Origin of the sequence: Methylomonas albis (assembly GCF_014850955.1) — a bacterium.
In the GTDB taxonomy this organism is placed as follows: domain Bacteria; phylum Pseudomonadota; class Gammaproteobacteria; order Methylococcales; family Methylomonadaceae; genus Methylomonas; species Methylomonas albis.
This window is the reverse complement of sequence record NZ_JACXSS010000001.1, coordinates 3190048-3203306: the sequence shown is the minus strand read 5'-3', so window position 1 is coordinate 3203306 and position 13259 is coordinate 3190048. Positions and strand designations below refer to the sequence as shown.

The 13259-nt window shown below is 49.8% G+C and carries 12 protein-coding genes; 8 read left to right on the top strand and 4 right to left on the bottom strand.

All coding sequences use genetic code 11. The annotated features are described in order from the left end of the window. Positions 1-42: 42 nt before the first annotated feature. Positions 43-972, top strand: a complete 930-nt coding sequence (locus EBA_RS14715) for a LysR family transcriptional regulator (protein WP_192375408.1) — start codon at positions 43-45, stop codon at positions 970-972. A 196-nt stretch (positions 973-1168) separates the two neighbouring features. Here EBA_RS14715 and EBA_RS14710 read toward each other — a convergent pair whose 3' ends face one another. Beyond that, positions 1169-1417 (bottom strand): hypothetical protein, encoded by a 249-nt coding sequence (locus EBA_RS14710; RefSeq protein WP_192375407.1) that lies wholly within the window; start codon positions 1415-1417, stop codon positions 1169-1171. A gap of 373 nt (positions 1418-1790) precedes the next feature. Between EBA_RS14710 and EBA_RS14705 the strand changes: the two genes are divergently transcribed. From EBA_RS14705 to EBA_RS14695, 3 genes are all read left to right on the top strand, one after another. Then, on the top strand, positions 1791-2963 hold the full coding sequence (locus EBA_RS14705) for a hypothetical protein (protein WP_192375406.1): 1173 nt from the start codon (positions 1791-1793) through the stop codon (positions 2961-2963). A 526-nt stretch (positions 2964-3489) separates the two neighbouring features. Continuing rightward, complete coding sequence (locus EBA_RS14700; protein ID WP_192375405.1) at positions 3490-4692, top strand: NAD-dependent formate dehydrogenase; 1203 nt, start codon at positions 3490-3492, stop codon at positions 4690-4692. Positions 4693-5081: 389 nt separating this feature from the next. Further along, positions 5082-5261 carry a hypothetical protein gene (locus tag EBA_RS14695; RefSeq protein WP_192375404.1) on the top strand — a complete coding sequence of 60 codons (180 nt, stop codon included), beginning with the start codon at positions 5082-5084 and terminating at the stop codon, positions 5259-5261. Positions 5262-5277: 16 nt separating this feature from the next. On the opposite strand, the gene EBA_RS14690 is transcribed toward EBA_RS14695, so the two are convergent. Further along, positions 5278-5568 carry a hypothetical protein gene (locus tag EBA_RS14690; protein ID WP_192375403.1) on the bottom strand — a complete coding sequence of 97 codons (291 nt, stop codon included), beginning with the start codon at positions 5566-5568 and terminating at the stop codon, positions 5278-5280. Between the two features lie 319 nt (positions 5569-5887). Here EBA_RS14690 and EBA_RS14685 point away from each other — a divergent pair, with 319 nt between their 5' ends. Together EBA_RS14685 and EBA_RS14680 are read left to right on the top strand one after the other, a co-directional pair. Then, positions 5888-6274 carry a hypothetical protein gene (locus EBA_RS14685; protein ID WP_192375402.1) on the top strand — a complete coding sequence of 129 codons (387 nt, stop codon included), beginning with the start codon at positions 5888-5890 and terminating at the stop codon, positions 6272-6274. Between the two features lie 39 nt (positions 6275-6313). Then, the gene (locus tag EBA_RS14680; protein WP_192375401.1) at positions 6314-7108 is read left to right on the top strand and encodes a flagellin; all 795 of its coding nucleotides are present in this window, start codon (positions 6314-6316) and stop codon (positions 7106-7108) included. Positions 7109-7161: 53 nt separating this feature from the next. Here EBA_RS14680 and EBA_RS14675 read toward each other — a convergent pair whose 3' ends face one another. Continuing rightward, positions 7162-9864: a cation-translocating P-type ATPase gene (locus tag EBA_RS14675; protein WP_267874708.1), complete on the bottom strand. Its 2703-nt coding sequence runs from the start codon at positions 9862-9864 to the stop codon at positions 7162-7164. Positions 9865-10075: 211 nt separating this feature from the next. Between EBA_RS14675 and EBA_RS14670 the strand changes: the two genes are divergently transcribed. Both EBA_RS14670 and corA read left to right on the top strand, forming a co-directional pair. Beyond that, entirely contained in the window at positions 10076-11227 is a 1152-nt protein-coding gene (locus tag EBA_RS14670) for a hypothetical protein (RefSeq protein ID WP_192375399.1), read from the top strand. Between the two features lie 12 nt (positions 11228-11239). Further along, complete coding sequence (gene corA, locus EBA_RS14665) at positions 11240-12229, top strand: magnesium/cobalt transporter CorA (RefSeq protein ID WP_192375398.1); 990 nt, start codon at positions 11240-11242, stop codon at positions 12227-12229. 241 nt (positions 12230-12470) lie between these two features. On the opposite strand, the gene EBA_RS14660 is transcribed toward corA, so the two are convergent. Further along, entirely contained in the window at positions 12471-13016 is a 546-nt protein-coding gene (locus tag EBA_RS14660) for a peroxiredoxin (RefSeq protein WP_192375397.1), read from the bottom strand. Between the last annotated feature and the right edge of the window lie 243 nt (positions 13017-13259).

Sequence of the window (13259 nt, the reverse complement as noted above, 5' to 3'; positions counted from 1 at the left end):
TGCCAAGGATGGCAAATTGCTAACGGTAATTCCTTATTCTGCATGTTTATTCGCCAAATTCATTATCTTCTGGCCCTGGCAAAGACTCAGCACTTCGGGCGGGCAGCTGAAATCAGCCATGTCTCGCAGCCTTCATTGTCGACTGCCATTCTGCATCTGGAAGAAGAACTCGGCATTACCATTATTAAACGCGGACAGCGCTTTCAGGGATTCACCGAAGAAGGCGAAAGGATCTTGCAATGGGCCCAGGTTTTAGCCAACAACTGGGAAAGCCTTAAGCAAACGGCTCGACAAGCTCAACATCAACTCACCGGCACCCTGCGCTTCGGTGCGATACCCACCACTCTCGCGGTCACGCCGTCGATCACACGCCCGATTCAAGCTGAATGTCCGGGTATCTCGATCAATTTGGTATCACTCTGCGCGGAAGAATTGATTCGACAACTAGACCAATACGAATTGGATTTGGGTTTAACCTATCTGGATGATCCCCGCTTGAAAGGCTTTAACATACAGCCCTTATATCGGGAACGTCACGTCTTATTGGCATTACGCCCTGATCATTCACTACTCAAACGCGAATTGAATTGGCTGGAAATCGCCGAATTGCCCTTATGCTTGCTGACACCCAACATGCAAAATCGCCGTTTGATAGACGGCGCATTCCGCGATGCCTGTATCAAACCCAATATCGTGTTGGAAACCGATTCGATTTTTGCACTGTACTCGCATGTTCGCAGCGGCCTATACAGCGTCGTCCCCCATAGCATGTTAAACGTGGCCCAGTACCAGCCGGATATTGTGGCCATTCCGCTTTACCCGGCGTTGACCCGTGAGGTCGGCTTGATCATTCGGCGCCAGGATATGCTCTCGCCGATTCAGGATGTGGCTTGGCGAATTGCACAGACACTGGAATTGCAACAACATTTCGACAAGCTGATGTCGGCGCAAATTGACAATGTCATGAGTTGAACTTGCCGGGATCGAAGGGGCCGGTAAGCTGGCGTGACGTGCATTTGATTCATTTCTTTTCACCATCACGCTACAAAATCACCCCAAGATTCCGGCTTAAAACTCGAACATTGACGTAATTTTGTCCAACGTCCAAGTTCTGAGCGGGAATGACCGAGAAATTTTCTCGAACATTCTGGCTGAGAAGTCCATCACTTTAGTTCTCAACCAGAGCATTGGAGTAATTTTGTCCAATGCCCAAGCTCTGAGCTGGAACGACCGAGAAAATTTCTCGAATGCTGGGGTTCCTAACTGAAATGGCCAAGCTTTTTTCTCGAACGTTTTGGCTAAGAACGCCATCGTTTTGGTTCTGAACGAGAACGTTGGAGTAAATTTGTCCAATGATCAGGAAAAAAGCCTGGGCGATGCAGAAAACTTCTCCATCGCTCAAGCTCGGAACTGCCATGCTCAGGTTTGAATAATGACTTTTCTAAGTTATTGCAGGACTATGCTTTATTGGCATATTCCACGCTCGATAAACTTTGGAAATGATGAATTGTCGAAATAGACCCTTTGCGGACTATCGCTTTGTCTGATTCGATGGCAGCGATTTGATCGTTACCAGTCATTGATGCCTGTCACCGTCGATGAAATGCAGATAGGAAAATTAAATGTAGATCAAAAAGTTATCATGTCAAAGAGCATTTTCATATAGATATGCAGTTAACAATTTAATTCCTTGTTAGACAAAATACATATAATCATCAACGGATGGTCTTAACACATTAGTTAGGTTCGTAAGCGAATACTGGGCAATCTCAATGGATGGCGAATAAATAATGATGTACTTTGCAAATAAAGGGCTTTTCATCAGAAAGCTTAGTGATAGCTCTTATGTGATTCAGGATATTTTTGGTACATGCTCATTGCCATTTCAGTCTAGCGAAGAAGAGCTAAATGAGAAAACAAACACGATTGCAAAAGTACAGAAGCTCGTAACTATAGGCATAGATTTAGAGTTTCCTGATCTTTCCGACTTTAGGTGGAACGAGCTAGAGCACTATTACATAGCGCACATTGATTACGCTTTTTTAGCCTGCCTGATTAATAGAGAAGAAATTGAGAGATATCACTCCATTATCGGATTATTCCCAATAGGTTATCTTGAGTTTGGTTATGGAGAGGGCTCTAGATATGCATTAGAGTTTCTTCACGAAACTTTTAAAAAACTTTGCAATGATGGGCATTTTCCTATTCAAGAACGGGATTTAGAGTTGTTCCTGGTAACTAATCAGGTTAAGCGAATCTGCAACGACATTATGTCACTGATCAGTCGATCTATATCCGCTTATATAGAACTGTTGAGATCTCATAGACAGTGCATTGCTAAATCTTATAAGGCCATTGAGCAGTTTGGATCCAAAGAAATTATTCATCGTGGAAATGATTCATATCAAGCCGCATCTGCAGTTACATCCCTGGTTATATCTCTTTGTTCATCATTAGATTTATCAGCAAAGTTAATTCAATACTTAAACTCTATAGATATTTCCAGTATTTCTTTTAAGTCAGCTAGAGATAAACAATATCATGAGGTAAAGAAGATACAACCAAAATTTATTGCAGACAAAGTGCTAAAAAACATTGTTGGTATCCAAGATTCAAATACCGACATACCTGAAATAATTCAATTTCGAAATGATCTTATACATTCAACATCTGCGATTGAATTAGAAAAAATCTACATTGGAATCGCGACCAATGAAATAAATGAAATGCCTTTATATTATTCAGCACAGTATGCCCGAGATTGTTTAGACTCCGGACAGCCAGTGAGATTCTTGGGAAGAGACTACTTCGTTGAGGGGAAGATGGATATTGAGGTCAAAGCACTATCTTGGATTCATAAAGTTTTGCAATATCACATTAGTGTTGCAAAAGAAATCCACTCCCACCTAAAAGCAGTGGAAAAGGCCAAGCATGAGTTTGCAGGTGAACTCTACGCTAAATGACTGGTTTCCGTTTTACTACTGCCATGCGCTAAAGTCTTAGAATGTCGCGGAATGGCCGATTAGGCTCTTTCAGGACTAAAGTTGAAAAAACCGATACTTAGCCGTCAGCCAATAAAAACTACTGTCCACTAGCAATCTCTTACCCGAATATCGACTGGCTCGCCCTTTTGAGCGCAAAGGGGTTTGTAACCCCGTTGCAAACGTTTCAATCAAGCTTGAAGGTAAGATAAACGTTACGGTCGGATTAAAAAATCCTTCCAGCCCCAGTTTTTCTACGCTATCGATTGTTAAAATTCATCATACAAGGATGCGCCAAGGCAAAGCCGCGCATCGTTCGCGACCGATGCATTTCGCTATACAAACCTCAAACCACTGCATTTTGATAGCTGCAAGCTATCGGATCATATTTGCAAACGATTGGACGCAAATCAACGCTAAGCCAACAATACCTTTTCCTGGCCAGGGAACATCTGATGAGCCATACGCGGCGCATCCCGTTTTTCACCCACACCAAAGGTACAAGAAAATGGCAAAAATTGTTTTAGTTCTTTACGATGATCCGGTCGACGGCTATCCCACTTCTTACGCGCGTGACGATTGCCCGCAGCCGGAAATCTATCCTGACGGTCAAACCCTGCCGACTCCTAAAGCCATTGATTTTGTTCCCGGCGCGTTGCTGGGAAGCGTATCCGGTGAATTGGGTCTGCGCAAATATCTGGAAGCAAACGGTCACGAATTGATCGTGACTTCCAGCAAAGACGGCGAAGACAGCGTGTTGGACCGCGAGCTACATGATGCTGAAATCGTCATCTCGCAACCGTTCTGGCCGGCTTACATGACTGCCGAACGCATTGCCAAAGCCAAAAAACTGAAAATGATCGTCACTGCCGGTATCGGTTCAGACCATACCGACTTGCAAGCGGCGATGGAGCACAATGTTACCGTGGCGGAAGTCACTTACTGCAACAGCAACGCGGTGGCCGAGCACGTGCTGATGTCGATACTGGCGTTGGTGCGCAACTTCATCCCGTCGCATAACTGGGTGTTGAAAGGCGGCTGGAACATCGCCGATTGCGTATCGCGCTCCTATGACTTGGAAGCGATGAGTGTCGGCACCGTGGCGGCTGGCCGTATCGGCTTGCGCGTGCTGCGCTTGCTGAAACCTTTCGGCGTCAAACTGCACTACCTGGATAGGCATCGTTTGCCTGAAGAGGTGGAAAAGGAATTGGATCTGACCTATCACAGCAGCCTGGAAAGCCTGGCCAAGGTCTGCGATGTCGTGACCTTGAACTGCCCGCTGCATCCTGAAACCGAGCACATGATCAACGAGCAATCGTTGAAATGGTTCAAGCGCGGCGCCTATCTGGTCAACACCGCTCGCGGCAAATTAGCTGATCGTGACGCGGTGGTTGCCGCATTGGAAAGCGGTAAACTGGCCGGTTATGCCGGCGACGTCTGGTTCCCGCAACCAGCGCCGCAAGACCATCCTTGGCGCAGCATGCCGAACCACGGCATGACCCCTCACATCTCTGGAACAAGCCTGTCTGCTCAAACCCGTTATGCCGCCGGTACCCGTGAAATCCTGGAATGCTACTTTGAAGGCCGGCCGATTCGCGACGAATATTTGATCGTGCAAGGCGGCCAGTTGGCCGGTGTAGGCGCGCATTCCTATAGTAAAGGCAATGCCACCGGCGGTTCGGAAGAGGCGGCTAAATTCAAGCAGTCTTGATGCACACCGCTTGAACTAGCCCTAGGGATGCGTGGCATCTTGCCCGCATCCTTTCCTTTTTGAGCTTAAGCCATGTCGTTAAAAAGTAAAAGTAGAACCCGCGCCGTAGCGCTGCCAATTCGGCCATCAATATCGGTCATTTTAGTCGCCTGGCTTGCCGCAAGTTTGGCCATCGCTTGCGTTGCCTATTTGAGCCAAGTGTCCGAGCAACCACCCGGCTTTGCTGGCATTTTAACTGGTTCCGCCATCAGGTCTGCAAATAAGGATAAGCACGCTTGGGCGGAATAATGGATATCGAGAACGATAATGCCGAATTGCCGTTAATGATCACCATTGACCGGTTTATTGATATTCTGCGCCCTTCCTGACACATTAACAGAAGGTAAACCATGAACGATTCAAACGAAGCCAAAAAAGTCATCGTAGTGGATTTGCAGATGCCGTTTTTCTCCATCGTGGTGTTGATGGTGAAATGGGCGTTGGCATCCATCCCCGCCATTATCATACTGGCAGTGATCTTTAGCCTGGTTAGCGGTTTGATGGGGGGCTTGTTATTCCCGCGAATTTGACGCGTTAAGTGACGGGTCAATCCGATTGCGCGGAATTATCGGACGCGGACTGTTTGACAGTTTGCCGTTTTTTCCTGATGGCATAGAAATAGGTCATACCGGAAATGGTGCCGCATACGGTGGCTAATTTATCCAGGATAGGCGCCACCGTTACGATCAGAGGTTCATCGACCAGCCCCAACCAGACGCCAAAAGCCGTCAGTCCGGTCGGCGTGGCGACGGTAGCTGCGACAGCGGAAAGGCCAGCGATAATACCTGTGGCCATTGCGACATGTTCTACGCGAGCGGCAATTACGTCGTGATTCATCTGGATTGCAGGCTTATACCGTGGCAGTTGTTTGAGGAATCTTATCCGGAGTTTTTGTTGCTTAAGCAGGATAAAATTTTTCGCATTTTAGTGAATTTTGCAGCGGCTGTCAGCGGGTTGAGGGTAAGAATAATGGAAAGTCGATTGTTTCATCGGTGCGAGGTTTCTGTGTTGCGCCGCGTGTGTTTAGGTCTTAAAAACAGTGTTTGACATTTTCGCAAACAGGGAGTAATACGGTGATATTTGGGGTGAACGTGTATGTTCATTCCGCAACAGGTCGCCGGCCTACGTTTTTGTATTGAGGGAGTTAGAGATCGCCATGTCTTCCTTATCTGTGTCCAGTGTTAATCAATCCGGTTTTCAACAGCTGAGTGCGCTTATGGCCAAAAGAAATGCCGACCAGGCCGGGCAAATGGCGCAAGCGTTGCGAAAACAGGCGGATGCCGTGCAAGCACAGGCCGATCAATATGAAGCCAAAGCTCAGACTCTCGATTCCCAAGCCAATAAGGCAAAAGTTAATGCCGACGCGGCACATTTGAGATTAAATCTGTCCAATGCTTTTCAGGAAGTGGGCACGCAGCTCAGTAACACTATCAAGAACGCTGAGGTCAAGCCGTCTACATATTCTCCGCCGGCGACGAATACCACGGTTTCAGTGAGTAATGACAAGCCGGTGGTCGGCACCAATCTAGATACCGTTGTCTAGTCTTGGTACCTGCAATCATTAGATAAGCGAGGTGGCATTATGCTGTCGTCAATTAATAAGACTAATTCGGATACGTCCCAAAGCCTTATCCAATCAAGTATTCAGCGCCTAAGTTCCGCAAAGCGGATCAACTCGGCTGCCGACAACCCGGCTGGGTTGGCCATTGCTGATGCAATAAGTAGTCGCTTGGGCGGCCAAAACCAAGCAATCGGCAATATTGGCAATGGTTTATCGCTGACAGACACAGCCGGCGGGGCATTAAACCAAGTAAGCGATAATCTGCAACGCATCCGCGAATTGACCGTGCAAGCAGGTAACGGTACGTTGTCGACCCAGGATCGGCAAAGCATTCAGGACGAGATCAACGGATTGGGCCAAAGCATCGACGGGATTGCCGGCAACACCCGGTTTAACGATCAAAAATTGTTGGACGGTAGCTTTTCCGGCCAAGTGCAAATCGGCCCCAATGCCGGCGATACGCTTAACCTCAGCTTGGCTAATGTGTCCAGCACTGCCTTAGGTGTTTCGGGATTGGATGTATCGACTGCCACCAATGCGACCAATGCGCTGGATACGATAGATAGCGCGATTAAAAATGTCGGGAATGTGCAGAGTAATTTGGCAAGCACCTCTGCGGGCTTGAATTCCAATCTGGCAAATCTGCAAAGCAGCTATCAGAACCTAGCCGAAACCCGCAGCCGTATTCAAGATACCGACTACGCGCAAACCGCTACTGAGTTGAACAAAGGCAAGGTGCAAAACCAAGTGGCTAACTATGCGCTCAAGCTATACCAAGACAATCAAAAAACCGCGACACTAGGCTTGTTAAAGTAACAAAGGCTTTGCAGTAAAAAGGCCGGTGATTCACCGGCCTTTAAGCTTTTACTCTAGCGGCTGCCTGACGGCTTTCTCAATTTGACCGGTTTGATGGTGAGCGGAAATAATGCAAAGCGCCGCACCAGCCATTTTCTAAATTCCTCCAGCAGCAACATACCGATCACGAACGGCAAGGTAAACAGCCAAACACCTGAGTCTATTGGCGCGGTGCCGAATAGCGCGTTGCCCCACGGTGTGTAGACAATCGCCAGAAGCAAGGCAATTTCCAGCAGGATGCCGGACAGGATCAGTTTGTTATCCAGTAAAAGAGTCGAGAAAAGGCCGCGCTGAGGTTGTTTGCAGATAAATACATTGGCGATCTGCATCATGATGATCGCGCTCAAGCAGGCGGTGGTGGCCTGCAGGTACAGTGGATGATGGCTACGTAATATCTCGCCATAGTCCCAGCCGCCGCGTTCCAACACGAAGAAAAATAACGCCATCGCCGCAACGGCTTCCAGCAGGCCGAGAAAACCGTACGCCCTGGCCAGCAAGCGCCAGTCGATCAAGGTTTCCTTGTGCGAGCGCGGTGGTTTACTCATCACTGACGCGTCCGGTTTTTCCACGCCCAGGCCCAGTGCCGGCAACATGTCGGTACCCAAATCCACCGCCAGAATCTGGATGATGGTCAGCGGCAGCGGAATTTTGAATAGCACGAAGGCCAGGTAGGGAATCAGTTCCGGAATATTGGAGCTGAGGATGTAGGTCAGGAACTTGCGGATGTTATCGAACACCGCCCGGCCTTCCTCGATGGCGGCGACGATGCTGGCAAAATTGTCGTCCAGCAAAATCATGTCGGCCGCTTCCTTGGCGACGTCGGTGCCGGCCTTGCCCATCGCGATGCCAATGTCGGCTTTTTTCAGGGCCGGGGCATCGTTGACGCCGTCGCCGGTCACCGCCACCACGTGTTTCTTACGTTGCAAGGCCTCGACGATATGCATTTTTTGGTCGGCGCCGACCCTGGCGAAAATGATCTCCGGTGCATCCAGCGCCACCTGCAATTGGCTGGACGTGAGTTTTTTTAGCTTGTCGCCGGCAATCACCCTGGGATTGTCGGACTTGACCAAACTAATTTGTCTGGCAATCGCCACGGCAGTATGCGGGTGGTCGCCGGTGATCATGATGACTTTGATACCGGCCAGGTGGCACTGGGCGATGGCGTCGGCGACTTCGGGACGTGGCGGATCTTCCAGGCCCACCAGACCGCTGAAAATCAGCGCCTGTTCCGGGTTTTTATCGACGGGTTCGGCCAGGGGGCGATAGGCAAACGCCAATACGCGTAAACCTTGGTCGGCCATGGTTTGCAGCGCTTTCAGCAGTTGTTGTCTCAGGGCCTCGTCGAGCGGCTCTATCTGGTCGTCGATAGCAATCTGCTTGCACAAAGGCAACACCATTTCCAACGCGCCCTTGCAAAACAGTAATTTGCCGGCCGGGGTGTTGTGGATGGTCGACATGCGTTTGCGGTCGGTATCGAACGGGATTTCGCCTATCTTGGGATAATCGACTCGCATGCCTTGCGTATGCGCCATCGCCACCAGCGCGACTTCCATCGGATCGCCGAGTAAATCCTTGCCTTCTACGCGTTTCAAGTTATGGCACAAAGCCGCGTTGGCCAGAAAGGCGGCGTGATGTTGCAGGCTGTCGCTGCCCAAGCGTTCGGGTTGCCAATAACGGTTGTCGATGAACAGTTGTTTAACGGCCATTCGATTCTGGGTCAGCGTACCGGTTTTGTCGGTGCAAATCACCGTGGTCGAGCCCAGCGTTTCCACCGAGGGCAGATTGCGGATCAGCGCATTGCGCTTGGCCATGCGCTGGGTCGCCATCGCCAGCGACAGCGTCACAGTGGGTAGTAAACCTTCCGGGACGTTGGCAACGATGATGCCGATCGCGAACATAAAGTTTTCCCAAAACGTCAGACCGATGAATTGGCCAATAAAGAAAAACACCACGCCCAACAGCAGGGCCAACAAAGCCACGAAGCGGCTGAGCCGGCTGATTTGCAATTGCAGTGGCGACTGGCCTTTGACCGTAGTTTTCAAGGTATGGGCAATCTTACCGAACTCGGTATGCATGCCGGTGGCGAATACCAGTGCCTTGCCTTCGCCGGATACCACCGATGTGCCGGCCAGCAGGATATTGCGGCTTTGCGTGATGTCCTCGACATCCGAGGTTTGCGCGTCGCGGCCTTTAGGGAGTGATTCGCCGGTGATGGTGGCGTTATTCACCCGTAAGCTAAAAGCTTCCAGCAGCCGGCAATCGGCCGGTACATTGTCGCCTTCCTCCAGAACCAGCAGGTCGCCCGGTACTAATTCGTCGGCAAACACCAGGCTCAGTTCCTGGTCGCGAATAACTTTGACTTGATGAGGCAGCAGCTTTTGTAAGGCGGCAATCGCTTGTTCAGCTTGATGGCGCTGCCAGAACGAGAAGCAGCCGTTGATCGCAATCACGCCCAATACTGCGTAGCCCAAGGTCGCCATGCCTTCGCCGGGTTGCTGAGACTCGGCGAAAAATGCCAGCCCCGCCGCCAGCCATAAAATCAAGGCAAAAAAGTGCAGGAACTCTCGCGCAAACGCCAGTAGCGCGGAGGTCTTTTTGCTTTCTTCGATACGGTTGAAGCCAAACTCGTGCAAACGGCCTTCTATGGCTACGTCCGCCAGGCCATCCATGCTGGAACCTAAACTCTCCAGGGCGTCTTCGGGGGTTAAATGGTGAATTTTCGTGGCCGTAATCCGATAAGCGAGTCAAGTAGGGTAGTTTAGAACGAATCGGCTTATTTCCGGTATGTAGCGCAGCCTATTCATGATCGTGCTTGTGTTTTAGGGCGCTTAGCAGGCAAACTTCTCACATTTTATTCATTTGGATAGCAAGTAGATGAGCGTTAATCGCCAAGTTTCTCTCGCGTCGTTCGCCGTCAGGTGCTTGGCAATGCCGATTTTATGCGGTCTGCAGGGCTGTTTTTCGCCGCTGGCGCTGGATAGGGCGGTGATCGAGTACGACAAGGTTACCACCGATATTTTGTCGAAACAGTTGCTGCTGAATATCGGTCGTGCCCACCAGCACCAACCGATGCATTTCACCGGCGTTTCGAACATCGCCGCCACGTTTAATTTTCAATTCAATGCCGGTGCCACGCCCGCTTTCACCGGCGAAGTCGGTTCGGTAATGACGCCGATATTCGGTGGCACGATGTCGGAAAATCCGACTATCAGCATTGTGCCCATCGAAGGCGAGGAATTTACCCGGCGCTTGTTGACACCGTTTCAGGAAAACAAGCTGACCATGTTGTTACGCCAAGGCGTGGATGTGGATTTGGTATTACGTCTGCTTGCCGGCGAGCTGCGTCTAAACGGCGGCAAGCAGGGCGGCGTGTATTTGAATAAACCGACGGATGGCGACGGTTATCGGCTATTCCGGCAAGCCGTGTTGCATTTGTCGGCTATCCAGGACAGTCATAAGCTGTTTGTGGAACCGTTGGTATTCAGTCGAAGCTGGAATCTGCCGGCCGAGTCGCTAAACGCCGAGCAGTTGGCGGTCTTGCAAAAAGACTATAAGGTTGAGTTCAGTGCCGACCAAAAAAAAGTGATCTTAACTAAACGGGTGACCGGACGGATATTATTGACTAATTTCGATCCCGCAACCTTGAGCAACGACGAGCGTTTGCGTTTGCATGAAGAAGCCGATCAAGGCGCGGAAAACGATGTCAGCGTCGATATTCGCGCCGGATATCCTGGCGGCGAGTGGCCGCTACATGGTGTGTTTCGCTTGCGCAGCTTTCACAATGTGTTGAATTTTATCGGACAAACAATAAACGATGATCCGGAATATCCTGTCGATAAGCATCCTCTGACGCCTTCGGTAAGCGAGAATCCGGTGCAAACCATGGCTTTGCTGGTCAGCGAAGACGAGCCTCCGTCAACTGAAATTAGCGTGCGTTTCGGAGACAATTATTATGCGTTGCGGCCGGAAACCGGCTATCAATGGAATCGGGAAGGTTTTAGATTGTTATGTCAGATTTTTCAAATGACCATGACCGATCTGGCGCGGAAGGGTGCGCCGGAAATTACTATTTCCAAATAAAGGGGGAGATTTTTGACTGAAGTAATCGATAAAAACATGGTGATGCGCTGCGTGGCCTATCAAAAAGGCATGGGCATAGGCGATGTCACCATCGAAGACATCAGCGAGGTGCTACTTAAGGACGACACCTTTATTTGGTTGGGCTTGCGTGAGGCTGATGCCGAGATATTGCGAAAAATTCAGCAGGAATTTGGTTTGCACGATCTGGCCATCGAAGATGCTTGCGCGGCGCATCAAAGGCCGAAGATCGAGGAGTACGGCGATTCCTTGTTTATCGTGCTGCATACCGCGGAATTGCCTGGTAAAAACGTCGAGTTTGGTGAGACTCACATTTTTATGGGGCCGCGTTTTTTGGTGACCGTGCGTCATGGCGCGTCGCAGAGTCTAAGCAAGGTGCGCGAGCGTTGCCAGGCCATGCCGCACCAATTAAGCAAAGGGCCGGGCTTTGCCTTGTATTCGATTATGGATTTTATTGTCGATAATTACATGGTGGCGATTGCCGGCCTGCAAGACCGCTTCGATGTGCTGGAATCGGCGATTTTTCAATATCGGCCCAGTCGGCAAACCATGGAAGACCTGTATGAGTTAAAGCGTGAGCTATTGTTGCTGGAAGGCGCGATCAATCCGGTGATCGATATTTGCAACGAGTTGATGCGTTTTCATAACGGATTGATTCACAAAGAGGTTAGGGTGTATTTTCGTGATATTTCCGACCACATTAAACGCGTCGACCAGGCCATTCATGGCATGCGCGAAATGTTGCTGGCGGCGATGCAGGTGCATCTGACCTTCGAGACGGTGCGGCAAAACGAGGTGGTCAAACGCCTGGCCGGCTGGGGGGCGATTCTGGCGATACCCACCATGGTCTTCAGCTGGTATGGCATGAATTTCCGGCATATGCCGGAGCTGGATTGGCCCTATAGCTATCCCTTAGTTGTTGGTGGCGTAGCGCTGTGCAGCTTGGCGCTGTATTTGCGTCTAAAGCGGGCCGGGTGGTTGTAAGCTGCGGGCTGTGATTCCCGACCTTTAGTTGTTGTGATCGGGTGCCTTAATTCTAGTCAGATTACTCGAACTACCTCTCTAAGTCCGTCGTTTCGGCAGGGATTGCCGAAATCCGGACGCCATGGACGGATCGAAGCTTACCATCCATGGCACTGGGTACCCGCTTCCCCGCTTCCCTGCGGGTATGACGAACCTTTTTTGTAATCTGACAAAGTACAATTAAGACACACTCAAAATAGCGTCAGTTGGTGTCGGCCTGCAATTGTTTCAGCATTTCCGCTACGCGTTTGGCATCCAATGCAGGGTCAACGTCGTCATCGATACGGCGTATCGTTAAGTTGGGGTCGACGATAAAGGTCCAGCGTTTCGCCATGTTCAATATCGGCATTTTTACGCCATAGGCTTCACTGACCTTAGCATCCTGATCGGATAACAGTGAGAATGTGAGCTTATGCTGCTGATGAAAGGCCTGTAGATCCTTAACCTCGTCAGTGCTAATCCCGTAAATCTCGGCATTTTGATCGCGGATCAGTTTGATGGCATCGCGAAAAGCGCAGGCCTGGGTGGTACATCCCGGCGTCCCGGCTTTGGGATAAAAATACAACACTGTCCACCCCTTTCCTTGCCGAGCGGCTAAACTTATTTTGCTGCCGTCCTGAGATGGCAATTGAAATAGCGGTGCCGGTTGGCCGGGCTGCAGATTATCGGCGTAGGCCGGCAAGGTAAATGCAGAGCAAGTCAATAGAATAAAGAGTAAGCGTTTGAAAGTCGAATCGGTTTTTTGCATTGAGAGTCCCCGTTAGATAAAAATTTACATGATGGCAAGCCTATAGGTTTCTAATAAAGCAAAACATACGGTGTTGCAACGAAGGCCTGGGTGGTATTGTTAACTATCAGCATGAGTATTCCTTGAAAAGCAATTAGCACAATGCCGATTAGGAATGGGGCCAAGACGATTGCCTGTATCCCTGCAAGAGGGCTTTTATTCGGTTCCTTGCGGGATACTCTTAAGGTTAGCGCCCAGCATTGG

Bases quoted from the DNA above. Each gene is read 5' to 3' on its own strand.
- EBA_RS14705 (WP_192375406.1), top strand. From the start codon at position 1,791: ATGATGTACTTTGCAAATAAAGGGCTTTTCATCAGAAAGCTTAGTGAT.
- EBA_RS14700 (WP_192375405.1), top strand. From the start codon at position 3,490: ATGGCAAAAATTGTTTTAGTTCTTTACGATGATCCGGTCGACGGCTAT.
- EBA_RS14685 (WP_192375402.1), top strand. From the start codon at position 5,888: ATGTCTTCCTTATCTGTGTCCAGTGTTAATCAATCCGGTTTTCAACAG.
- EBA_RS14690 (WP_192375403.1), bottom strand. From the start codon at position 5,568: ATGAATCACGACGTAATTGCCGCTCGCGTAGAACATGTCGCAATGGCC.
- EBA_RS14695 (WP_192375404.1), top strand. From the start codon at position 5,082: ATGAACGATTCAAACGAAGCCAAAAAAGTCATCGTAGTGGATTTGCAG.
- EBA_RS14680 (WP_192375401.1), top strand. From the start codon at position 6,314: ATGCTGTCGTCAATTAATAAGACTAATTCGGATACGTCCCAAAGCCTT.
- EBA_RS14710 (WP_192375407.1), bottom strand. From the start codon at position 1,417: ATGGCAGTTCCGAGCTTGAGCGATGGAGAAGTTTTCTGCATCGCCCAG.
- EBA_RS14715 (WP_192375408.1), top strand. From the start codon at position 43: ATGTTTATTCGCCAAATTCATTATCTTCTGGCCCTGGCAAAGACTCAG.
- EBA_RS14670 (WP_192375399.1), top strand. From the start codon at position 10,076: ATGCCGATTTTATGCGGTCTGCAGGGCTGTTTTTCGCCGCTGGCGCTG.
- EBA_RS14660 (WP_192375397.1), bottom strand. From the start codon at position 13,016: ATGCAAAAAACCGATTCGACTTTCAAACGCTTACTCTTTATTCTATTG.